This is a genomic window from Pseudomonas sp. G2-4 (genome assembly GCF_030064125.1).
In the GTDB taxonomy this organism is placed as follows: domain Bacteria; phylum Pseudomonadota; class Gammaproteobacteria; order Pseudomonadales; family Pseudomonadaceae; genus Aquipseudomonas.
The window spans coordinates 2,071,662-2,094,443 of record NZ_CP125957.1; the positions used below are offsets into that span (position 1 = coordinate 2,071,662).

General features: G+C 61.1%; 19 protein-coding genes. 11 read left to right on the plus strand and 8 right to left on the minus strand.

What is annotated here, in order from left to right:
• The first annotated feature begins 101 nt into the window (after positions 1 to 101).
• Both QNH97_RS09200 and QNH97_RS09205 read left to right on the plus strand, forming a co-directional pair.
• Positions 102 to 626 carry a DUF6586 family protein gene (locus QNH97_RS09200; protein WP_283556543.1) on the plus strand — a complete coding sequence of 175 codons (525 nt, stop codon included), beginning with the start codon at positions 102 to 104 and terminating at the stop codon, positions 624 to 626.
• Between the two features lie 106 nt (positions 627 to 732).
• Entirely contained in the window at positions 733 to 966 is a 234-nt protein-coding gene (locus tag QNH97_RS09205; protein ID WP_003183419.1) for a hypothetical protein, read from the plus strand.
• Positions 967 to 1,036: 70 nt separating this feature from the next.
• Here the strand turns inward: QNH97_RS09205 and sulA are convergent, their stop codons facing one another.
• Together sulA and lexA are read right to left on the minus strand one after the other, a co-directional pair.
• A complete protein-coding gene (sulA, locus tag QNH97_RS09210; protein ID WP_283556544.1) occupies positions 1,037 to 1,510 on the minus strand; it encodes an SOS-induced cell division inhibitor SulA in 474 nt (157 codons plus the stop codon).
• Positions 1,511 to 1,520: 10 nt separating this feature from the next.
• Positions 1,521 to 2,129, minus strand: a complete 609-nt coding sequence (gene lexA, locus QNH97_RS09215) for a transcriptional repressor LexA (protein ID WP_003199651.1) — start codon at positions 2,127 to 2,129, stop codon at positions 1,521 to 1,523.
• Between the two features lie 241 nt (positions 2,130 to 2,370).
• On the opposite strand from lexA, the gene QNH97_RS09220 reads away from it, so the two are divergent.
• The 3 genes from QNH97_RS09220 to QNH97_RS09230 all read left to right on the plus strand — a co-directional run bounded on the left by QNH97_RS09220 (position 2,371) and on the right by QNH97_RS09230 (position 5,003).
• Positions 2,371 to 3,078 carry a TetR/AcrR family transcriptional regulator gene (locus QNH97_RS09220; RefSeq protein ID WP_025212751.1) on the plus strand — a complete coding sequence of 236 codons (708 nt, stop codon included), beginning with the start codon at positions 2,371 to 2,373 and terminating at the stop codon, positions 3,076 to 3,078.
• 174 nt (positions 3,079 to 3,252) lie between these two features.
• The gene (gene nagZ, locus QNH97_RS09225) at positions 3,253 to 4,251 is read left to right on the plus strand and encodes a beta-N-acetylhexosaminidase (RefSeq protein ID WP_283557449.1); all 999 of its coding nucleotides are present in this window, start codon (positions 3,253 to 3,255) and stop codon (positions 4,249 to 4,251) included.
• Between the two features lie 11 nt (positions 4,252 to 4,262).
• Complete coding sequence (locus tag QNH97_RS09230) at positions 4,263 to 5,003, plus strand: S-methyl-5'-thioinosine phosphorylase (protein WP_283556545.1); 741 nt, start codon at positions 4,263 to 4,265, stop codon at positions 5,001 to 5,003.
• A gap of 338 nt (positions 5,004 to 5,341) precedes the next feature.
• Here QNH97_RS09230 and QNH97_RS09235 read toward each other — a convergent pair whose 3' ends face one another.
• Genes QNH97_RS09235 through mfd form a run of 3 tightly spaced genes read right to left on the minus strand, consistent with a single transcriptional unit; the run spans position 5,342 to position 12,073 of the window.
• Positions 5,342 to 8,035 carry a DEAD/DEAH box helicase gene (locus QNH97_RS09235; RefSeq protein ID WP_283556546.1) on the minus strand — a complete coding sequence of 898 codons (2,694 nt, stop codon included), beginning with the start codon at positions 8,033 to 8,035 and terminating at the stop codon, positions 5,342 to 5,344.
• An 11-nt stretch (positions 8,036 to 8,046) separates the two neighbouring features.
• Positions 8,047 to 8,613, minus strand: a complete 567-nt coding sequence (locus QNH97_RS09240) for a CsiV family protein (protein WP_283556547.1) — start codon at positions 8,611 to 8,613, stop codon at positions 8,047 to 8,049.
• 10 nt (positions 8,614 to 8,623) lie between these two features.
• On the minus strand, positions 8,624 to 12,073 hold the full coding sequence (mfd, locus tag QNH97_RS09245; RefSeq protein WP_283556548.1) for a transcription-repair coupling factor: 3,450 nt from the start codon (positions 12,071 to 12,073) through the stop codon (positions 8,624 to 8,626).
• A gap of 168 nt (positions 12,074 to 12,241) precedes the next feature.
• On the opposite strand from mfd, the gene QNH97_RS09250 reads away from it, so the two are divergent.
• A complete protein-coding gene (locus QNH97_RS09250) occupies positions 12,242 to 13,705 on the plus strand; it encodes a glyceraldehyde-3-phosphate dehydrogenase (RefSeq protein ID WP_283556549.1) in 1,464 nt (487 codons plus the stop codon).
• Positions 13,706 to 13,871: 166 nt separating this feature from the next.
• Here QNH97_RS09250 and QNH97_RS09255 read toward each other — a convergent pair whose 3' ends face one another.
• Positions 13,872 to 15,170, minus strand: a complete 1,299-nt coding sequence (locus QNH97_RS09255) for an MFS transporter (protein ID WP_283556550.1) — start codon at positions 15,168 to 15,170, stop codon at positions 13,872 to 13,874.
• A gap of 160 nt (positions 15,171 to 15,330) precedes the next feature.
• Here QNH97_RS09255 and QNH97_RS09260 point away from each other — a divergent pair, with 160 nt between their 5' ends.
• The gene (locus QNH97_RS09260) at positions 15,331 to 16,320 is read left to right on the plus strand and encodes an FAD:protein FMN transferase (RefSeq protein ID WP_283557450.1); all 990 of its coding nucleotides are present in this window, start codon (positions 15,331 to 15,333) and stop codon (positions 16,318 to 16,320) included.
• Between the two features lie 358 nt (positions 16,321 to 16,678).
• Positions 16,679 to 18,073, plus strand: coding sequence for a Si-specific NAD(P)(+) transhydrogenase (gene sthA / locus QNH97_RS09265; RefSeq protein WP_283556551.1), 1,395 nt, complete (start codon positions 16,679 to 16,681; stop codon positions 18,071 to 18,073).
• 42 nt (positions 18,074 to 18,115) lie between these two features.
• Here the strand turns inward: sthA and QNH97_RS09270 are convergent, their stop codons facing one another.
• Both QNH97_RS09270 and QNH97_RS09275 read right to left on the minus strand, forming a co-directional pair.
• Complete coding sequence (locus QNH97_RS09270) at positions 18,116 to 18,838, minus strand: glycerophosphodiester phosphodiesterase (protein ID WP_283556552.1); 723 nt, start codon at positions 18,836 to 18,838, stop codon at positions 18,116 to 18,118.
• Positions 18,835 to 19,431 (minus strand): PilZ domain-containing protein, encoded by a 597-nt coding sequence (locus QNH97_RS09275; RefSeq protein WP_283556553.1) that lies wholly within the window; start codon positions 19,429 to 19,431, stop codon positions 18,835 to 18,837. Before QNH97_RS09275 ends, QNH97_RS09270 begins: the two co-directional genes overlap by 4 nt.
• Positions 19,432 to 19,525: 94 nt before the next feature.
• On the opposite strand from QNH97_RS09275, the gene QNH97_RS09280 reads away from it, so the two are divergent.
• The 3 genes from QNH97_RS09280 to QNH97_RS09290 all read left to right on the plus strand — a co-directional run bounded on the left by QNH97_RS09280 (position 19,526) and on the right by QNH97_RS09290 (position 22,775).
• Entirely contained in the window at positions 19,526 to 20,776 is a 1,251-nt protein-coding gene (locus QNH97_RS09280) for a lipoprotein-releasing ABC transporter permease subunit (RefSeq protein WP_283556554.1), read from the plus strand.
• 7 nt (positions 20,777 to 20,783) lie between these two features.
• A complete protein-coding gene (lolD, locus tag QNH97_RS09285) occupies positions 20,784 to 21,467 on the plus strand; it encodes a lipoprotein-releasing ABC transporter ATP-binding protein LolD (protein WP_185045809.1) in 684 nt (227 codons plus the stop codon).
• A 63-nt stretch (positions 21,468 to 21,530) separates the two neighbouring features.
• On the plus strand, positions 21,531 to 22,775 hold the full coding sequence (locus QNH97_RS09290; RefSeq protein ID WP_283556555.1) for a lipoprotein-releasing ABC transporter permease subunit: 1,245 nt from the start codon (positions 21,531 to 21,533) through the stop codon (positions 22,773 to 22,775).
• Positions 22,776 to 22,782 lie beyond the last annotated feature (7 nt).

Below are 22,782 nucleotides of genomic sequence, written 5' to 3' on the forward strand. Positions count from 1 at the left end.
TTTCATGCGGCCTTTTTGTTTTTGGCTTGCAGTGGCCTCGGTTGATCCACGACACTGTCGCCCTTGCGTGAAGCTTTTATTTCGTTGGGGAGAATGCCGTCATGGCCCACGAACTCTACACCCGCACCAATCAGAAAATCTATTTCGCCGGCCTGTCGCTCGAAGCGCTCGCCAGGGCGGAGGATGGGCGTGCGATGAATTCCCCGGCGCTGATCCAGGCAGGGCGCGAATCAGCGCTGTTTCATCTGTACGGTGCGTTGTTGGGGCTGTGCCATGAAATTGCGGGCTTCTATCGTCTGCCACAAGCGAATGCGCCACGGGCCGAGCTGCTGTTGACCCGCGAAGTGCTGGATACCATTGCCATTCCTGAGTTGGCCGAGATGGTCGAACTGGCCCACAACCCGGAAACCTGGCTGGCCCAGTTGCTGGCAGCCCACGCGGCGCTGTTCCAACCGCCACGGGCTCCTCGAAAGCCTAAGGGCGACGTGACTCAACCGTTGATCGTTGCGGTCAACCTGGATGAGCAAGACCCCGAGCAGGAGCTGAGCCAGGAAGAGCTGGAGAGCTGGCGTCAGAACCTGAAAAGTCTGGCGATTCGCTTTCGCGAAGGTTTGAACGAGTGCTGAATTTTCCTTCAGTCCGGTCTGTTTGTTGATAACGCTTGGTCAAGATCCCGAGCGAAGCCTGGCCGATGACTATATAATCCTCGCCTTTCGTGGAGAACAGACTTTTATGCCTACGTCCTTTCTAGAAATTGTCGAACTTCCTGATGGCCGCATCGAGCTGCGCAGGGCTGAGGACGAAGGTTCTCTGGTTACCCTGAACTTCTCCGAAGATGCCAAGGTATTCCTCCAGGGCCAACACGTCGAAGTCGCGAAGGCGATGCTGAGCGTGGGCGTTCAGATGGCGGGTCGCCTGGTTGAAGGCGAATTCAACAAGGAAGAGGGGCCGCGGGTTCTTCATTGATTCCGTCTGTCGCTTTTTTGGAAGATAGTGTGAATGGCCGGCTTCTCTGCCCTGGAGAAGCCCTGCGTTTTTAGCCCAATCGAATATTCAGGCTTTGTGCGTCCCCGGTGCGAGCGGCGCTGATCAATTGTTGCCGTGCGGTCGCGGTTAACGGATTGAGCCAGCTGACCACCGTATGACTGCGGCCCAGACGCAAGGCTTCACAAGTCAGTTGTTGGGCGCTTTGGCTGCCCCGTGGTTGCAGCAGCAGGATGCGCTCACGGTTCAGGCCGGCGTCCCGCAGCCAGGCCTGGGTAACGCTGGCCGGCGGTGCGATCAGGGTCAACCAGCGAGCGTCCTGGTCCTGGCTGAGCTCTCGCAGAATCGGCGCCAGCAGGTTCAGGCAGTTCCCGGCCGCACCACGTAACGACAGTTCACTGAACGCCTCGGGTTCGATGCCCCAGGGTGACTCGATCACTTCTTTCAGGACAGGAGCCAGCGGTTGGGCCATAAACGCCTCGAACAGCGGAAGTTGCGTGTGCTGTGGTGTGTGTGGGAACTGCATAAAGCCTCCTTTAGCGGCGAATGACGCCAACGCTCAAGCCTTCGATGACCAGGTCCTGATCTTTCAGGTTCACTTCAATGGGGGCGAACTCGGGGTTCTCGGCGATCAGCCAGACCTTGCTGCCGTCGCGCTTGAAGCGTTTGACGGTCACTTCATCGCCGATTCGCGCCACCACGATCTGGCCGTTGCGAGCCTCGCGAGTGGTATGGACCGCCAGCAGGTCACCGTCGAAGATGCCGATGTCCTTCATGCTCATGCCATGCACACGAAGCAGGTAATCAGCTCGTGGATGGAAGAATGAAGGGTTGATGTTGCAAGACTCCTCGACGTGCTGCTGGGCGAGGATCGGAGCGCCTGCTGCTACCCGGCCGATGATCGGAAGGGTGGTCTCGTCGGCCTTGGCTTCGAAGCCAGGGATACGAATGCCGCGGGACGCGCCTGGGGTCATTTCGATCGCGCCCTTGCGGGCCAGTGCCTTGAGGTGTTCTTCAGCGGCGTTGGGCGATTTGAAACCCAGTTCCTGCGCGATTTCCGCGCGGGTCGGCGGGTAGCCGTTGTCTTCGAGGCAGCGTTTGATGAAGGCCAGAATCTCTGCTTGGCGTGGCGTCAGCTTTAGCATAATGATCGCTCTGTCTTTTTATACAGTGACTGGGATTATATACAGTAGCCGCTGCTTGGCAATCCTCCTTTTTCCCCTGGCCGCTGGACGGTCGGTCGGCTGCTGGAAACGGGCATGGCTACAGCCTGTTTAAAGGTGTGGTTAAATAGCTGACCGGGCGTTCGCAAAACGTCCTGGCAGGCTTGACAACCCCAAGGCTGAAACGTATGTTTCAAACAAGTGTTTGTCAGGCGGAGTAGCCATGGCCCAGTCGGAAACCGTTGAACGCATTCTCGATGCTGCCGAGCAGTTGTTCGCGGAAAAAGGTTTCGCCGAAACCTCGTTGCGTCTGATCACCAGCAAGGCCGGGGTCAACCTGGCGGCGGTGAACTATCACTTCGGTTCGAAAAAAGCCCTGATCCAGGCGGTTTTCTCGCGCTTCCTCGGGCCTTTCTGCCTCAGTCTCGATCGCGAGCTGGAACGTCGCCAGGCCAAGCCCGACGTCAAGCCAACCCTGGAAGAACTGCTGGAAATGCTGGTTGAGCAAGCGCTTGCCGTGCAGCCACGCAGTGGTAACGATCTTTCCATTTTCATGCGCCTGCTAGGCTTGGCATTCAGCCAGAGCCAGGGTCACTTGCGGCGTTACCTGGAAGACATGTACGGCAAGGTGTTCCGCCGCTACATGCTGCTGGTCAATGAGGCCGCGCCGCGCATCCCACCGATCGAGCTGTTCTGGCGCGTGCACTTCATGCTCGGCGCCGCTGCGTTCAGCATGTCCGGTATCAAGGCGCTGCGAGCCATCGCAGAAACCGATTTCGGTGTGAACACCTCGATTGAGCAAGTGATGCGCCTGATGGTGCCGTTCCTGGCAGCCGGCATGCGTGCCGAAAGCGGTGTCACTGATGAGGCCATGGCCGCCGCGCAGTTGCGTCCGCGCAGCAAATCAGCCCCGGCGCTCGCCAAGGCTTGAGTACACGGGTGGGCGCGGCTGTTCACATCCGCTAAGCTAGCCGCCCATGCCGACTCTCGTTTCGAACCCGCTTTATATTTCATCGCATGACCGTGACCTGCCGGGCCTGGAGCCCGGCGGTGAGGTTGTGCATGCGGGGTTCATCGTTATTAAGGAAATGCTATGACTGCTGGCCTGCAAGGCTCGTTGATGGTGGACGTCGCCGGTACTTGGCTGACGGCCGAAGATCGCCACCTGTTGCGCCAGCCCGAAGTGGGCGGCCTGATTATTTTTGCGCGCAACATTGAGCATCCACGGCAGGTGCGCGAGTTGAGTGCCTCGATCCGTGCCATCCGTCCCGACCTTTTGCTAGCGGTGGATCAGGAAGGGGGGAGAGTGCAGCGCTTGCGCCAGGGGTTTGTGCGTTTGCCGGCGATGCGGGCGATTGCGGACAATCCGAATGCAGAGTATCTGGCCGAGCAGTGTGGCTGGATCATGGCCACGGAAGTGCTGGCGGTCGGCCTCGACTTGAGCTTTGCTCCGGTGCTGGACCTCGATTACCAGCGCAGCGCGGTGGTTGGCAGTCGTGCCTTCGAGGGCGACCCTGAGCGTGCGGCGACGTTGGCTGGTGCATTCATTCGTGGCATGAGCGCCGCCGGAATGGCCGCTACCGGCAAGCATTTTCCTGGGCATGGCTGGGCTGAGGCTGATTCCCACGTGGCCATTCCCAACGATGAACGCAGTCTCGAGCAAATCCGCGCCAACGACTTGGTACCGTTTGCCAAGCTGAGCAAGCAACTGGCGGCAGTGATGCCCGCCCATGTCATTTATCCGCAGGTTGACGCCAACCCGGCGGGCTTTTCCCGGCGCTGGTTGCAGGACATCCTGCGAGGCGAGCTGCAATTCGATGGCGTGATTTTCAGCGACGATTTGTCGATGGCCGGTGCCCACGTGGTCGGTGATGCGGCCAGTCGGATCGAGGCGGCATTGTCGGCGGGTTGTGATATGGGGTTGGTGTGCAATGACCGCGCTGCTGCAGAGCTGGCCTTGAGCGCTGCCCAGCGCCTGAAGGTCAAGCCATCGACGCGGATTGCCCGCATGCGCGGCCAGGCCTTCGCCTCCACTGAATACCGCCAGGATCCCCGTTGGCTGACGGCGATCGGCGCGCTGAAAGCCGCCCAACTGATCGATTAAGGACCCCTTTCATGACCGTTTACGCAATTATCGGCGGCACCGGCCTGACCCAGCTCGAAGGCCTGACGATTCGTCAGTCTCTGGCGGTAGATACACCTTATGGCGCGCCATCGGCCGAAGTGCAGATCGGCGACTACGCCGGGCGCGAAGTGCTGTTCCTGGCTCGCCATGGTCATCCTCATCGCTTGCCGCCCCACCAAGTGAATTATCGGGCCAACATTTGGGCGCTCAAACAGGCCGGCGCCGAGGCGATCCTGGCGGTCAACGCCGTGGGCGGGATTCACGCCGGGATGGGAACCGGGCATTTCTGCGTGCCCCATCAGTTGATCGATTACACCAGCGGTCGCCAGCACACTTATTTTGCCGATGACCTGGAAGCGGTGACTCACATCGATTTCAGCTACCCCTATAGCGAGAGGCTGCGTCAGCAGTTGATCGCCGCCCTGGCCGCCGAAGGCTGCGGCTACAGCAGCCACGGCGTGTACGCCTGCACCCAGGGGCCACGCCTGGAAACCGTCGCCGAAATCGCCCGTCTGGAGCGCGACGGCTGCGACATCGTCGGCATGACCGGCATGCCGGAAGCGGCGCTGGCCCGTGAACTGGAGCTGGATTACGCCTGCCTGGCCCTGGTGGTGAATCCGGCGGCGGGCAAGTCCACGGCGGTGATCACCATGGCCGAGATCGAGCAGGCATTGCATGACGGGATGGGGAAGGTGAAGTCGACGTTGGCGCGGGTGTTGATGGCGGGCTAGTGGATGGTTAAGTCTGTTGCCTGATCGTCAGCTATCGCGAGCAAGCTCGCTCCCACAGGGGATTTTTGCAGAGTGCCCGTCCTGCGGCCACCTCGGAACAATGTGGGAGCGAGCTTGCTCGCGATGACGGCGGCAGCCAGCATCTCCGACAACTGAACCACCGCTATCGCGAGCAAGCTCGGCTCCCACAGGATCTGCGGCGTTTGCGAATATTGCGGCCACCTCGGAAAACAATGTGGGAGCGAGCCTGCTCGCGATGACGGCGGCACAGTCAACCTCTCCATGAACTGAACCACCGCTATCGCGAGCAAGCTCGCTCCCACAGGGATCGGTGTTGATCAGCGCTTCTCCAGCTTATCCGGCAGCGGCGCAAACAATGCCTCGATATCGTCGCTCTGCAGTTTCCAGTCTCCGGCCACGCGCCCATCCAGCACGCCGGCCGCCAGATCGGATTTTTCCTTCTGCAGCAGCTGAATTTTCTCTTCCACCGTGCCCCGGGCAATCAGTTTGTAGACGAATACCGGCTTCTCCTGGCCGATCCGATAGGCGCGGTCGGTCGCTTGGTTTTCGGTGGCCGGGTTCCACCACGGGTCGTAGTGAATCACCGTGTCGGCTTCGGTCAGGTTCAGACCTACGCCGCCGGCCTTCAAACTGATCAGAAAGATCTGACGCTTGCCGCTCTGGAATTCCTTGACGGGCGTGCGTCGGTCCCGGGTTTGGCCGGTCAGGATCGCATACTCGACGCCGCGCTTTTTCAGCTCATCTTCGATCAGCGCGAGCATGGAGGTGAACTGGGAAAACAGCAGCACCCGGCGGCCTTCTTCAAACAGCTCCTCGAGCATTTCCATCAGGCTGTCGAGCTTGCCGGAGGTGCTGCCGCGGCTGGGGAGGGTGGCGTCGTTGATCAGGCGCAAGTCGCAACATACCTGGCGGAGCTTGAGCAGCGCGTCGAGGATGATGATCTGGCTGCGGGCCACGCCTTTGCGGGTGATCTCATCGCGGACTTTCTTGTCCATGGCCAGGCGCATGGTTTCGTAAACGTCGCGCTGGGCATCGCTGAGTTCGACCCAATGGATGATCTCGGTCTTGGGCGGCAATTCTGTCGCCACTTGTTCCTTGGTCCTGCGCAGCAGGAAGGGTTTTATCCGACCGTTGAGATGCTGCAGCCGTACGTCGCTGCCGCGCTTTTCAATCGGTACGCGGTAATCGCGGTTGAAGCTCTTGACGTCCCCGAGCCACCCCGGCAGCAGGAAGTGGAACAGCGACCACAGTTCGCCCAGGTGGTTTTCCAGGGGCGTACCGGACAGGCACAGCCGCTGCCGGGCGTTAAGTTCACGAGCAGCCTGGGCGGCTTTGCTGGTGGGGTTCTTGATGTACTGGGCTTCGTCGAGGATCAGCACATGCAACGGCTGCGCGGCCAAACGCTCGACATCCTTGGGCAGCAGCGCATAAGTGGTGAGGACCAGGTCGTATTCGGCCAGCCGGTCGAAATGTTTCTTGCGCCCGGCGCCATACAGGGCCAGTACCTTGAGCTGCGGCGTGAAGTGGGCCGCTTCGTCGAGCCAGTTGGGGATCAGGCTGGTGGGCATGACCACCATGCATGGCCGGTCGAGGCGCCCGGCGTTTTTTTCGCTAAGAATGTGCGCCAGGGTCTGTAGGGTCTTGCCCAGGCCCATGTCGTCCGCGAGGATGCCGCCGACTTCCAGCTGTCGCAGCGATTGCATCCAGCTCAGGCCATCGAGTTGATAAGGCCGCAGTGTCGCGTTCAGGCCCTCTGGCGCGGTGGCGGTGTAATCCTTGATGTCCCGCAGGCGTTGGGCCAGGCCGCGAATGTGTTCGCCACCCTCCCAGGTCAAAGGCATGTCTTGCAGCGGGTTCAGGCGCAAAGCGTCTGCGCTGTTCAGGCGCAGCTTGGTGGTGCCCGGCTCTTGCAGGTAAAACTCGCCCAGGGTCGCCAGTACCGGTTTCAGGCGGCCATAGGGAAGGGCCACTTGCTGCGGACCGAATTCGGAGTTCGGGCGGTTGGGCAAGTTGACCAGGATGAGCTCATCGTCACGGCGCCTGGCCAGGCGTTCCGGGTTGAACAATTCTATGTGCGAACGCATCAGGTTCAGCAGGATCGGCAGCAGGCTCAGGCGTTCGCCATTGACGATGATCCCCAGTTCCAGGTCGAACCAGTCCCGCTCCGGTGTTTCCTCCACCGTGGCGTACCACTCGTCCACGGCCGTCAGGTCGAAACCGAAATCCTCATCGATCTGCAATTCCCAGCCTTGGCCTCGCAGTTTTGGCAGGTCGTTGAGGGTGAACGTCAGCCAGGCACTGTCGTTGACCATTTCGTACAGTTCGCCGGCACTTTCCGGCAGGGCCTTGCTTTGCCGGGTCGCGATCTTGAAACCGAGGATTCGCAACTGTTCGCGGTAGGACTGTTCCACATCGGTATGGCGTTTGATCCGCAGCGTCTGCGTTTCCTGGCGAATCAGCACGTCTGTATTGCGCTGGCCGCTGACGTATTCGTCCAGGTAGCTGAAGGACAGGGCGGCGCGGTGCTGAATGTAGCGCTGCATCTTGCCGTTGCGCGGTTCGAAGGCGCTGAACTCGATGCTGGCCAGCCATAGGCGCGGCACTGGCTGCACGTTATCCACCAGCACTTGCGGCGGGGCTTTGGGGCTGCGGTTGTCCAGCACTGCCTGGAGTTTTTCCAGCAGATGCGCGTCTTTCTCGGCGGCCGGGTACGCCAGGGTTTCCTGGACTTGCAGCAATACTGCCGCGCAGTGCTTGCAGTTGATGCGCACCGGGCAGGTACAAGCCGCTTCGAGCAGGATCAACGCACCCTTGGCTGACTCTTTAAGGCGAATGGTCTGACGATAGACGTTGCCGCCAGAGCCTTCGCAACTGGCGGTGATGGTGCTGTCGCCGGCCTCGACGATCCTGACGCGGTTTTCCAGGGCGTAACGGCGCCCGCGCTCCAGGCTTTGTTCCTTGAATCGATTGACCCAGGAAGGTGCCAGGGGTTTGCTCAGGGGCAAGGGCATAGGCGCGCCGATCAGTCCGGAATGGCTTCAGGCGCCTGCCGTGGCGCAGGTGCGGTCAGCGAGGTGAGCTTGATCAGCAGGCCAAGGTGGCCGTTGTCGAGGAAGTTCAACTGGTCATTCTTGGTATGGCTTTGCTGCTTTAGGCGTTCGCTGGACGTCACCAGGCCATTGGCGTCGATCTGGTTGATCCAGAAATCGGCATCCACATCGGTAAAGCGCCCCAGTTTCAGTTCCAGGGTGCCTTCGATAGGGAATTGACCGAACTGTTCAGCGCCGTCGCTGATGGCGACTTTGCTGCCCTGTTCGCCCACCTTTTGCTGCCAGGCCTTGTGCATCAATACCGTGTATTGGCCGCTGGCATTGAGTTTTTCCACGATGCCCCCCAACGCTGGTGTGCGCTGGTTAGTCGCGTCCAGGCGTTGCGCGCCGGCGTCCCAGTCCTCCGGCGCGGCGCGGCTGACAATCGCCGGCTCCGCGTTTTGTCGGACCAGAATCATTTCAACCTGATACAGGTCGTCGGCAAACGCCAGGGGAGCGACCAAGGTCATCAGCAAGGTCAGTGAGCGAAACAGGCGCATGTGGCGTCCTTCAAGCAGTGGTCGGAGTGAGGCGCTCGAACAGCGCTTCTACGGTATTGAAACGCTCTTCCGGGCGTTCCATGGGCACCATGAATTTGAACATCGTGGCACCTTCGAACTTGTAGCGTTTGGGCTGGCCCTGGATCAGCTTGATCAGCACCAGCGGATCGACCGGCGTCTGGGCCTCGAACTCGATACGACCGCCGTTGGGGCCGCCGTCGACTTTCTTGATGCCCAGTTGTTCGGCCTTGAGTTTGAGCAGTGTCGTGCGCACCAGGTTCTTGGTCGGTTCCGGCAGCAGACCGAACCGGTCGATCATCTCCACTTGCAGGTCCTTGAGGCCGTCCTCGTCGCTGGCCGAGGCGATGCGCTTGTAGAGGATCAACCGCGCATGAACATCCGGCAGATAGTCTTCCGGGATCAGTGCCGGCACCCGCAGGTTGATTTCCGGTCCGCCGCCGAGGGGCTGGTCAAGGTTCGGCTGCTCGCCCTTGCGAATCGACTTGACCGCCCGCTCGAGCATTTCCATGTACAGGGTGAAGCCGACGGCCTGGATCTGGCCGCTCTGGCCATCGCCCAGCAATTCGCCAGCGCCACGGATTTCCAGGTCATTGGTGGCCAGCACGAACCCGGCACCGAGGTCCTGGGTATTGGCGATGGCCTCCAGGCGCTTCTCCGCATCCGGGGTGATCTGCTGGCGCGGCGGCGTCAGCAGGTAGGCATAGGCCTGGTGGTGACTGCGCCCGACCCGGCCGCGCAACTGGTGCAACTGGGCCAGGCCGAACTTGTCGGCACGCTCGATGATGATGGTGTTGGCGCTGGGCACGTCGATGCCGGTCTCGATGATGGTCGAGGCAATCAGCACGTTGAAGCGCTTGTGGTAGAAGTCGCTCATCACCTGTTCGAGTTCACGCTCGCGCATCTGCCCATGGCCGATGCCAATGCGGGCCTCCGGCACCAGTTCGGCCAGGTCGGCGGCACACTTGTCGATGGTCTTCACGTCGTTGTGCAGATAATAGACCTGGCCGCCACGCAGCAGCTCGCGCAGCAAGGCTTCCTTGATCGTGCTTTTGTTCTGCTCCATGACGAACGTGCGCACCGACAGGCGACGGGCTGGCGGCGTGGCGATGATCGACAGATCGCGCATGCCCGACACCGCCATGTTCAGCGTGCGCGGGATTGGCGTGGCCGTCAGGGTCAGGATATCGACTTCGCTGCGCAGGGCCTTGAGCTGTTCTTTCTGGCGCACACCAAAGCGGTGTTCTTCGTCGATGATCACCAGGCCCAGGTTTTTGATCTTCACGTCGTCCTGCAGCAACTTGTGCGTACCGATGACGATGTCGATCTTGCCCTCGGCCAGATCGGCCACGGCGGCGTTCACTTCCTTGGTGGACTTGAAGCGGCTCATCACTTCCACGGTCACCGGCCAGTCGGCGAAACGGTCGCGGAAACTGTTGTAGTGTTGCTGGGCGAGCAGGGTGGTGGGCACCAGGATCGCCACTTGCTTGCCCCCGTGCACGGCAATGAAGGCGGCGCGCATCGCCACTTCGGTCTTGCCGAAGCCGACGTCGCCGCACACCAGCCGGTCCATCGGCTTGGGCGCGAGCATGTCGGCGCGCACGGCTTCGATGGTGGTCTGTTGGTCGACGGTTTCTTCGAAAGGGAAACCGGCGCTGAAGGTTTCATAATCGGCTTTCGGGTCGGCGAAGGCATAACCTTCACGCGCGGCGCGGCGGGCATAGATGTCCAACAACTCGGCAGCCACGTCGCGCACCTGTTCGGCGGCTTTGCGCTTGGCTTTCTGCCAGGTTTCCGAGCCCAGGCGGTGCAGCGGCGCCAGGGCGTCGTCGCTGCCGGTGTAGCGGGCAATCAGGTGCAGGTTCGCCACCGGCACGTAGAGCTTGGCGCCCTCGGCGTATTCCAGGGTCAGGAATTCGGCAGCCTGACTGTCGATTTCCAGGGTCGCCAGGCCCAGGTAACGGCCCACGCCGTGATCGATATGCACCACCGGCGCGCCTTCACGCAGCTCGGTGAGGTTCTTGATGACTGCGTCGTTGGCGGCGTCGGCGCGCTTCTCGCGCCGGCGCCGCTGCATGACGCGCTGGCCGAACAGCGGGCTTTCGGCAACCAGCGCCAGGGCCGGGTCATCCAGCACCAGGCCATCATTCAGTGGCGCGATGGTAATCGCCAGCCGATCCTTGCCCGCGACGAAATCCGGCCAGCTGTCGACTGTCTTGGGGCGCAGTTTCAGGCGTTCGAGCAGCTCCAACAGCACTTCGCGACGGCCGGCGGATTCGGCGGTGAACAGTACGCGGCCGGGGAACGCGTCGAGGAAGCCGGCAAGCGCCGCCAAGGGTTGCGTAGCCTTGGCTTCGATCGCCAGGTCCGGTAATGCCTTGGCCGGGAAGCGCTCACGGCCGACGCCGGTTTCCACGTCCTGCTGGCTCGCCACCACCCGTGGCCAACTCTTGAGACGGGCAAAGCAGTCTTCCACCGGCAGGAACAGCTCGGCCGGTGGCAATAAAGGACGGGCAGGATCGACGCGCCGCTCTTCGTAGCGATTGCGCACGTCGTTCCAGAAATTTTCCGCCGCCTGTTCAATGCCCGGCAGGGAAAACACCTGGGTGTCCTGGGGCAGGTAATCGAACAGGGTGGAGGTTTCTTCAAAAAACAGCGGCAGGTAGTACTCGATACCGGCGGGGGTAATCCCGCTGCTCAGGTCCTGGAAGATCGGGCAGCGGCGGAAATCCACATCGAAGCGCTCGCGAAACCGCGCCTTGAAGCGGGTCACGGCGTCTTTTTGCAGGGGAAATTCCTTGGCCGGCAACAGGCGGATCGACTGCACCTTATCGATGGAGCGCTGGTTGTCCGGGTCGAAGGTGCGCAGCGTCTCGATTTCGTCATCGAACAGGTCGATGCGATAAGGCAGTTTGCTGCCCATCGGGAACAGGTCGATCAGTGCGCCGCGTACGGCAAACTCGCCATGCTCGTACACCGTGTCGACGCAGCGATAGCCACTGGCCTCCAGACGGCTGCGCATTTGCTCGACGTCGAGCTTCTGGCCGATGTCCAGCACCAGGCTGCTGCCGAGCAGGAACTGGGTTGGAGCCAGGCGATGTAGGGCTGTGGTGATCGGCACTACCAAAACGCCATGACTGAGCTCCGGCAGCCGATAAAGGCTGGCGATTCGCTGGGAAATGATGTCCTGGTGGGGCGAAAACAGATCGTAGGGCAGGGTTTCCCAGTCCGGGAAATGCAGCACGGGCAAGTCCGGGGCGAAGAAACTCAGCTCCTGTTCCAACCGTTCAGCGCTTTGGCTGTCGGCGGTCAGTAGCAGGGTGAAACGCTTGGCAGCGCTGGCAGCCTCGGCGATAGCCAGGCTCAGGGCGGCACCGGGCAGGTTGCCCCAGTGCTGTTTACCTGCCGCGGCAGGGAGTAGCGGAAGACGCAGAACGGGCACGGAAGATTGAGCTCCAGCGTTGCGACAAAGTCGACAAGTGTAGCGGGGGAAGGGGGCGGCTGTCAGTCGCAGACTACCTTGGCAGACAGGAAAACCACGGTGCGACGGGCGCGCATTGCTCCGCGATGGACTCGGCGGCATAATGTAGCCCCTTTTTTCAGCCCCTACATGTGGAAGGTTACCGTGACTCAGAAGCCCGACCAGTGTCTTGGTGAATGGATTGATCGTGAAGCTCTCGCAGAAGCGATGATCCCTCTCATCGGTCAGCTCTACCGCAATAACAACGTGGTGAGCTCGATCTATGGCCGCAGCCTGATCAACCAGTCTGTCATCGCGATCCTCAAAGCTCACCGCTTTGCTCGCCACCGTTCTTCCGACGACAGCGAACTCTCCGTCCACGAAACATTCCCCCTGCTTAAAGCCATGAGCGAGCTCAAGCTCGGCGCGGCTTCGGTGGACCTGGGCAAGTTGGCGTTCAAGTTCCGCAACGAAGGCAATGGCCGTAGCGCCGAGCAGTTCGTGCGTGAAGAGATGGCCGATGTGGTTGGCCAGCAGAATGCTTCGCCTCGCAAAGGCACTGATGTGGTCCTGTACGGCTTCGGTCGTATCGGCCGTCTGCTGGCGCGCATCCTGATCGAAAAAACCGGTGGCGGCGACGGCCTGCGCCTGCGGGCGATCGTGGTGCGTAAAGGCGCCGAGAACGACCTGACCAAGCGCGCCAGCCTGCTGCGTCGCGATTCGGTCCATGGTTCGTTCAACGGCACCATCATCATCGATGAAGAAAACAACACCATTCTCGCCAACGGCAACCTGATCCAGGTGATCTACGCGAAGAGCCCGACCGAGGTGGACTACACCCAGTACGGCATCAAGGACGCACTGCTGGTGGACAACACCGGCGTATGGCGTGATGCCGAGGGCCTGGGCCAGCACCTGGCCTGCCCGGGCATCGACCGCGTCGTGCTGACTGCGCCTGGCAAGGGCAAGCTGAAGAACATCGTTCACGGCATCAACCACGGCGAAATCACCGCTGACGACAAGATCGTCTCCGCTGCCTCTTGCACCACCAACGCCATCGTGCCGGTGCTCAAGGCGGTGAACGACAAGTTCGGCATCATCAACGGTCACGTTGAAACGGTTCACTCGTACACCAACGACCAGAACCTGATCGACAACTTCCACAAGGGCGATCGCCGTGGCCGCAGCGCCGCGCTGAACATGGTCATCACCGAGACCGGTGCTGCCACCGCCGCTGCCAAGGCCCTGCCTGAGCTGGCTGGCAAGCTGACCGGTAACGCGATCCGTGTGCCGACGCCGAACGTGTCGATGGCCATTCTCAACCTGAACCTTGAGAAAGCCGCCACCCGTGAAGAGATGAACGAGTACCTGCGCTACATGGCGCTGCACTCCGACCTGCACAAGCAGATCGACTTCGTTAACTCGCAGGAAGTGGTGTCCACCGACTTCGTGGGCTCGCGTCACGCCGGTGTCGTGGATGCCGAGGCCACCATCAGCCAAGACAACCGCGTTGTTCTGTACGTCTGGTACGACAACGAGTTCGGTTACAGCTGCCAGGTGGTTCGCGTGATGGAAGACATGGCTGGGGTAAACCCGCCAGCATTCCCGCGCTAAGCTTTAGCCGCACATGAAAACGCCCCGACTTGTCGGGGCGTTTTTTTGTCCGGGTTTTGTGGTGCCTGGGCTGGCCTCATCGCGAGCAAGCTCGCTCCCACCGTTGACCATGCTGCTGATGCATGCGGTCCAATGTGGGAGCGAGCCTGCTCGCGAAGGCAATCTATCAGGCGCCGCTCGCCATCGAAGCTTGCGCAGTCCGCAGTTCATGCCGATTGCCCTTGAACAACACCAAGGTCGCAACCAACCCCAGCACCGCCGCACCACTGAGCCAGATCCCAGGCGCGGCCTTGTTATCCAGCACGTGGATCAGATAGGTGCACGCCGCCGGGGTAAACCCACCAAACGTTGCTGTCGCCAGGCTGTAGGCCAGGGAAAAACCGGTGGTGCGCACTTCAACCGGCATGATTTCCGTCAAGGCCACCACCATGGCGCCGTTGTACGATCCATACAGGAACGACAACCACAGCTCGACGATCAGCAAATGGCTAAAGCTGGGGTTTGCCACCAACCAGGATAGCGCCGGATACGCCGTCAGGATCGCCAGGATAGTCGCGCCGAGCAGCAGGGGCTTGCGTCCGATCTTGTCGGAAAACGCACCCATCACGGGCAGCCAGAAAAAATTCGACAAGCCGATGCACACGGTGACCAGTAGTGCGTCCAGATCCGACAGGTTCAGTTCGGCCTTGCCGAAGGTCGGCGTGTAAGCGGTGATCAGGTAGAACGACACTGTAGTCATCACCACCAGCGCCATGCCAGCCAAGACGATGCCAAAGTTCTGACCGATTGAGCGGATGACTTCCGACAAGGTCGGGCGATGCTTTCTCGCTTGGAATTCAGGTGTTTCTTCCAGTGAGCGACGGATGAAAAATATCGCCGGCACGATCATGCAGCCTACGAGGAACGGCACGCGCCAGCCCCAATCGCCCATCTCCTGGGGACTCAGCCAGTGATTGAGGCCAACCCCCAACAGACCGGCAAACACAACGGCAGCCTGTTGGCTGGCGGACTGCCAACTGACGAAGAAGCCTTTGCGCCCCGGCGTAGAAATTTCCGCCAGGTATACCGATACGCCGCCCAGCTCCACGCCGGCGGAAAAACCTTGCAGCAGTCGGCCCAGCAGCACCAGCAGAGGCGCCGCCACGCCCAGGACAGCGTAGCCCGGCACGCAGGCGATCAGTATGGTGCCCATGGCCATCATCGCCAGGGTGATGATCAAGCCTTTGCGGCGGCCGTGGCGGTCGATGTAGGCGCCCAGAAAAATCGCCCCCAGGGGACGCATCAGGAACCCGGCACCGAACGTGGCCAGGGACAGCATCAGCGAGGCGAAAGCACTGTCGGTAGGGAAGAATGTCTTGGCAATGGCCGTGGCGTAAAAGCCGTAGACCATGAAGTCGAACATCTCCAGGAAGTTACCGCTGACAACGCGAAATATCGCCTTGCCGTTGCTCGTGGTGGAAGGCATGGGTAGGTACTCACTCTGACATCTTGTTGGAATCGCAGTACCTGTGGGGGCGAGCAAATTCGCTTCCACAGGTTCGCGCATGCACGCGCTGAAGCCCATAATGGCCGGCGCGGTTTTGAGGGGAGATGAAGATTTGTTAACTGGACGGTGGGGAAAGCTTGTGGTGCTGGCCGGTGTTTTGTCCGGCTGCGGCAATGGCGACACCCTGGAGCGCTTCGACGGCCCGACCATGGGCAGTCACTATTCCGTTCAATACGTCAGGCGTTCCGTCACGCCCGGTCCGAAAGCGGTGCAGGCCGAGGTGGAAAACATCCTTGCCGAAGTAGATCGGCAATTCTCGACCTATCGCAGCGACTCGGACATCGAGCGTTTCAATGCATTGCCGGCCAATAGCTGCCAGGTCATGCCGGGGCCGGTCCTCGAGTTGATCCAAATCGGTGAGCAGTTATCCATTCAAAGCGACGGCTCGTTCGACCTGACGGTGGAGCCGCTGCTGAACCTGTGGGGCTTCGGTCCGCAATCCCGAGAAGAGCAAGTGCCGAGCGCTGAAGCCCTGGCCCTGGTGCGCCAGCGCGTCGGGCAGGGTCATTTGCGCATCGACGGCGACCGGTTGTGCAAGGACGCCGCAGTAGAAGTCGACTTCAACAGCATCGCCGCCGGTTATGCCGTCGACCGGATCGCCGCCAGGCTCCAGGCCCTGGGCATCGACAGTTACCTGGCCGAAGCCACCGGCGAGCTCAAGGCTGCGGGGCGAAAACCCGATGGTTCGGCCTGGCGAGTTGCCCTGGAAGAGCCTCGGGACGACCGGCAAGTGGCCGAGCGTGTCATCGAAGTCAATGGCTACGGCGTTTCGACCTCCGGTGACTACCGGCGTTACTTCGAGCAGGACGGGGCGCGTTATTCCCACACCTTTGATGCGCGCACCGGTGCACCGGTCCTACACAACTTGGCGTCCGTCACGGTGATTCATCCTTCGGCGTTGATGGCCGATGGACTATCGACGCTGTTGCTGATTCTCGGTCCTGAACGGGGTTGGGACTATGCCGAAAAACACGGCATCGGCGTATTTTTTGTGATGCGCGATGGCGATCGTTTTGTCACCCGGACCAACGATGCGTTTGAACGGATCAGCGGCGGGAAAACCCAATGATGACAACCTTCAGGATGTAGGTGACCTGTGGCGAGGGAGCTTGCTCCCGCTGGGCTGCGCAGCAGACCCACTTGTGAGCGCTTCGCACTCAAGCGGGAGCAAGCTCCCTCGCCACATTGATTAAGGCAAACCTTGAGTAACAGCGATGACAGGCTGGCGAAAGCGTAGGTGTGGCGAAATAGCGCAGGCAAAACTAGCCTATGACGCGACCAAGGGGTAATGTGCGCGGCGTTGACGCTTCTATAGACTGTGGCCGGGCTCGTGAGCCGGCCTGAAAATTGTTCCTTCATGCCGCAGGCCGGCATGATTTAGCCGTCGGTGCCAAATGAGGTGCTGCGGCCTGTTCTGAGGAGTACGCATGGCTGTCTATAACTACGACGTGGTGGTACTGGGTTCCGGCCCGGCGGGGGAAGGCGCGGCAATGAACGCCGCCAAGGCGGGGCGCAAGGTGGCGATGGTCGACAGCCGTCGGCAAGTCGGCGGCAACTGCACCCACTTGGGCACCATCCCGTCCAAGGCCTTGCGTCACTCTGTGCGGCAGATCATGCAGTTCAACACCAACCCGATGTTCCGGGCCATCGGTGAACCGCGCTGGTTCTCCTTCCCGGACGTGCTCAAGAGCGCCGAGAAGGTGATCTCCAAGCAAGTGGCCTCGCGCACCGGCTACTACGCCCGCAATCGGGTCGATGTGTTCTTCGGCACCGGCAGCTTTGCCGACGAGCAGACTGTTGAAGTGGTCTGCGGCAATGGCGTGGTCGAGAAATTGGTGGCCAAGCACATCATCATCGCCACCGGTTCGCGCCCGTATCGCCCGGCTGACATCGATTTCAGCCACGCGCGTATCTACGATAGCGACACCATCCTGAGCCTGGGTCACACCCCGCGCAAACTCATTGTCTACGGCGCCGGGGTCATCGGTTGCGAATACGCTTCGATCTTCAGCGGCCTGGGTGTGCTGGTGGAGCTGGTGGATAACCGCGGGCAGTTGCTGAGCTTCCTGGACTCGGAAATCTCCCAGGCCCTGAGCTATCACTTCAGCAACAACAACATCACGGTTCGTCACAACGAAGACTACGACCGCGTCGAAGGCGTGGACAACGGCGTGATCCTGCACCTCAAGTCCGGCAAGAAGATCAAGGCCGACGCCTTGCTCTGGTGCAACGGCCGTACCGGCAACACCGACACCCTGGGCCTGGAAAACATCGGCGTGAAGGTCAACGGCCGCGGCCAGATCGAAGTCGACGAGAACTACCGCACCTGCGTGCCGAACATCTACGGTGCCGGTGACGTGATCGGCTGGCCAAGCCTGGCCAGTGCCGCCCACGACCAAGGGCGTTCGGCCGCCGGCAGCATCGTCGACAACGGCAGCTGGCGCTTCGTCAACGACGTGCCGACCGGCATCTACACCATTCCGGAGATCAGCTCCATCGGCAAGAATGAACAAGAGCTGACCCAGGCCAAGGTGCCCTATGAAGTCGGCAAGGCCTTCTTCAAGAGCATGGCGCGGGCGCAGATCGCCGGTGAGCCGCAGGGCATGCTGAAGATCCTGTTCCATCGCGAGACCCTGGAAGTGCTGGGCGTGCATTGCTTCGGCTACCAGGCCTCCGAGATCGTGCACATCGGCCAGGCGATCATGAACCAGCCGGGCGAACTGAACACGCTGAAGTACTTCGTCAACACCACCTTCAACTACCCGACCATGGCTGAAGCCTATCGGGTAGCGGCCTATGACGGGCTCAACCGGCTTTTTTGAGCGGCTCCGGCCGGTGGCCTGAGCCGGCCGGGGAGACCGATTTCAGCAATTCCCAAGGGTGGCAGTGGCCAAACCGGGAAAGTCTGTAATCAGGCTGTCAGCGCCAAAGTCGGCGAGCCTGCGCATCAACGCAGGTTCGTTGACGGTCCACACCGACACATGCAGGCCTTGACGCTGCGCCTTGATCAGGCGTTCCGGCGTGCACAAGGTCCAGTTCAGCGCCAGAATCTCACAGCCATAACTCTGGGCGACCTTTAGCGGGTCGAGCCAGGCGTATTCGGCCACCAGGCCGCGGGAGATATCTGGGGTCAGGTCGAGGGCGGCCTTGAGCACTTCCCGGGAACTGGAGGTGATGGTGATCTTGTCCAGCAGGCCGAAACGCTGGGCCATTTCGCGGATTCCCAGCACCGTGGCGGCGGCCCGGGTGCGCGAAGCGCTTTTGACTTCCAGTTGCCAGTGCTCGAAATCGCACTTTTCGAACAGCTCTTCGAGGCGCGGAATCGGGCACGGCTTGATCCAGCCTGGACCGCCCTTGCGCGCGTCGTAGGTCACCAGTTCGGCGGCGGTATGTTCGACCACCTTGCCCCGGCGATCGGTGGTGCGCTTGAGGGACGGGTCGTGGATCACCATCAACTCGCCGTCCATGGACAGGTGCAGGTCCAGCTCGCAACGGCGCACGCCGTGCTTGAGGCACTCCTGAAAGCCGGTCAGGGTGTTTTCCGGTGCTTCGCCCTTGGCGCCGCGGTGGCCATAAATGAGGGTCACGGTTCTTCCTTATTGATACCTGATTCGTTCAGTTCCCGGGCCTGGCGACGTTCTTGCGCCTGTTTCTGCAGGATGTAGCGGGCGAGCAACTGACGCTGGGCGTCGGTGGGGCGCTCGAACTCGGTGCCGACGTCGTAGCCGTCGCCCTTTGGGTCGCAGTGTGTGACCCGTGCCCGAAGCAGCAAGCCCAGGGCCTGCGGCATCAGCACCAGCTTGACCGACAGGTGCGCGCCAACGGCGATGGCGCTGGGGTACTGGAAGTCGATGCCGCCTTCGGAAATGATCACCGGTTGCGGTTCGCCGATTTCGCCGAGCACGGTCAGGGCAATGACCTGGCTGAGCAGGTCCATGCGTTTGTTCATCGCTTTGAGGTACGCGGCGACGCTGCGTTCGCGCTCGCTGATCTGGCGCAGCAGGTGCTGTGATTCGAATTCGCTCAGGTGCAGTTCACTGAGCAGGTTGAACAGTGGAGAAGCATCCTGCAACACTTCCTGGTCAGCAGCTTCAGGAATGGAGAGGGGCCGAATTTCCAGTGCGATCGTGTCCTCGATACGGTAGTATTCGCGGCGATCTTCTTCATCTAATGTCGACATGGCGAACCCATGGTAGCGGCGGTGGTCTGAGTGTAAAGCTGGTTTGTGACCCCCGCCACAAGGACGTTCCTTTTCCCTCCGAACAAGCCCCGACATGTTCAGACCTCTCTTCGTATTTATCGGCACGCGTTATACCCGTGCAAAGCGTCGCAATCATTTTGTATCGTTCATTTCCCTGACGTCCATCATCGGACTGGCCCTTGGCGTGGTCGTGATGATTGTCGTGCTGTCTGTGATGAACGGCTTCGATCATGAAATGCGCACCCGCGTGCTGGGCATGGTGCCCCACGCGACTCTTGAGTCCGGCGAAGCCATCAGCGATTGGCCGAGCCTGGCCGCCAAGGTCAAGCAAAACCCGCAGGTGCTGGCCGTTGCGCCCTTCACCCAGATGCAGGGGCTGCTGACCAACAACGGCAAGGTTTCGAAGGTATTGCTCAATGGCATCGATCCCGGGCTTGAGCGGCAGGTGTCGATCATCGACAACTTCATGCAGCAGGGAAAGCTCGATGACCTGGCGCCAGGCAGCTTCGGCATCGTCATTGGGGACAAGGCCGCGGCCAAGCTCGGCGTGGCCATCGGCGACAAGCTGACCTTCGTCGCGCCGGAAGTCACCGTGACACCCGGTGGCATGTTCCCGCGCATGAAGCGCTTTACCGTGGTCGGCATCTTCCATGTTGGCGCCGGAGAACTGGACGGTTACCTGGGCGTCACCAACCTTCAGGACCTGGCGCGCCTGCATCGCTGGAAACCGGATCAGGTCCAGGGCTTGCGGTTGAAGTTCGACGACTTGTTCCAGGCACCGCGCGTCGCATGGACCATTGCCCAGCAGCTCGGTGAAGACCGTTACTACGCCCGGGACTGGACCCGTACCCATGGCAACCTGTACCAGGCGATCCGCATGGAAAAAGCCATGATCGGCCTGCTGCTGTTGCTGATTGTCGCTGTGGCGGCGTTCAACATCATTTCCACGCTGGTGATGGTGGTGAACGACAAGAAGGGTGATATCGCCATCCTGCGCACCCTGGGTGCCACGCCGGGACAGATCATGCGCATCTTCATGGTCCAGGGCACCGTCATCGGCGTGATTGGCACGGTTGTCGGCGCCTTGGTCGGGATGTTCGCCGCGTTGAACGTCAGCGCCGCGATTGCCGCCCTCGAAGGCCTGATCGGGCACAAGTTTCTCAACGCCGACGTGTACTTCATCGACTACTTGCCGTCGCAATTGCAGGCAGATGACGTGTTGATGGTCTGCGGCGCCGCGTTGGTCCTGAGTTTCCTCGCCACCCTGTATCCAGCCTGGCGTGCCGCGCGCACCCAGCCTGCGGAGGCGTTACGTTATGAGTGAGTCGGGCATGAGTGAAAAAGCAATCTTGAGCTGCCGCAACCTGGGTAAATCCTACGAGGAAGGCCCGGAGTCGGTGGTGGTGTTGTCGGGCCTGCAGCTGGAGCTGCACCCTGGCGAGCGCGTGGCGATTGTCGGCACCTCCGGGTCGGGCAAAAGTACTTTGCTCAACCTGCTGGGCGGCCTCGATACGCCGTCCGCCGGCAGCGTCTGGCTGGCAGGCGAAGAGCTCTCGGCGCTGAACGAAAAGGCCCGCGGCCTGCTGCGCAACCGTTCCCTGGGTTTCGTCTACCAGTTCCACCATTTGCTGCCCGAGTTCACCGCGCTGGAAAACGTCTGCATGCCGCTGTTGATCGGTCGGACCGCGATTCCCGAAGCCCGCCAGCGCGCTACGGCTTTGCTGGAACGGGTCGGGCTGGGTCATCGCCTGGAGCACAAGCCGGCCGAACTGTCCGGTGGCGAGCGCCAGCGCGTGGCGATTGCCCGGGCGCTCGTCAACAAGCCTGGCCTGGTGATGCTCGACGAGCCGACCGGCAACCTCGATTCCCACACCGCCCAAGGCATTCAGGACTTGATGCTGGAACTCAGTACGTCGATGCGCACCGCGTTCCTGGTGGTGACCCACGACATGAACCTGGCCCGGCAGATGGACCGCGTCCTGCATTTGCAGGAAGGTTGCCTGACGCCCATCTGACCGCCCGAAGCCCGGCGTTTGTGACAAACGCCGGGTCTTTTATTTTTATACGGTGCCCCGCGAATGTTCAGACCGTTATCGATCTTTATCGGCACGCGCTATACCCGCGCCAAGCGCCGCAATCGCTTTGTTTCGTTCATCTCCATGACCTCGATGATCGGCCTCGCCCTGGGTGTGCTGGCGATGATCGTGGTGTTGTCGGTGATGAACGGCTTTCAGCGCGAAATGAGCTCGCGCATCCTCGGCATGGTGCCCCACGCCACCATCGTCGGTGTCAATCCGATCGACGACTGGCAACCGGTGGCCGCCGCGGCGCTGAAAAATCCCGAAGTTACTGCTGCCGTGCCGTTCACCGAGATGGAAGGCATGCTCAGCCACAAGGGTTCGATGCAACCGATCCAGATCAGCGGCATTGATCCGGCCCAGGAAGGCAAGGTATCCATCGTGGCCCAGCATATCGTCCAGGGCCGTCTCGACGCCTTGAAACCGGGCGAGTATGGCGTGGTGATCGGCGAAATCACCGCCCGACGCTTTCGCCTGAACGTCGGCGACAAAGTCACCCTGATCGTGCCGGAAATCAGCACTGCTCCCGGTGGTATTACCCCGCGGATGCAGCGGCTGAACGTGGTAGGCGTGTTCAAGGTCGGTGCCGAACTTGACGGCTCCATGGCCCTGATCCACCTGGCCGACGCCGCGCAGATGCAGCATTGGCAGCCGAACCAGGTGCAGAGCGTACGCCTGGCGGTGAAAGACCTGTATGCCGCGCCGCAAGTCTCTGGCGACATCGCGGCGGGGCTCGGCGCGAGCTATAAAGCCGATGACTGGACCCACACCCAGGGCAGCCTGTTCAGTGCCATGAAAATGGAAAAAACCATGATTGGCTTGCTGTTGCTGATGATCGTCGCGGTGGCGGCGTTCAACATCATTGCCACTCTGATCATGGTGGTGAACGACAAGGGCGCGGATATCGCGATCCTGCGCACCATCGGCGCCACGCCGCGGCAGATCATGGCGATCTTCATGGTCCAGGGCACGGTGATCGGTGTGGTCGGCACCCTGATCGGTGGCGTGCTGGGGGTGATTGCGGCGTTGAACGTCAGCGCCCTGGTGGGTTGGCTGGAACGGGTCAGTGGGCAGCACATCTTCAGTTCCGATGTGTACTTCGTCAGCAACCTGCCGTCGGAGCTGCAGCGTGGCGATGTGCTGCTGATCTGTTCCGCTGGGTTCATCCTGAGCTTTCTCGCCACCGTGTACCCGGCGTGGCGTGCGGCGAAGATCGAGCCGGCGCAGGCGTTGCGGTATTCCTGATACGCCG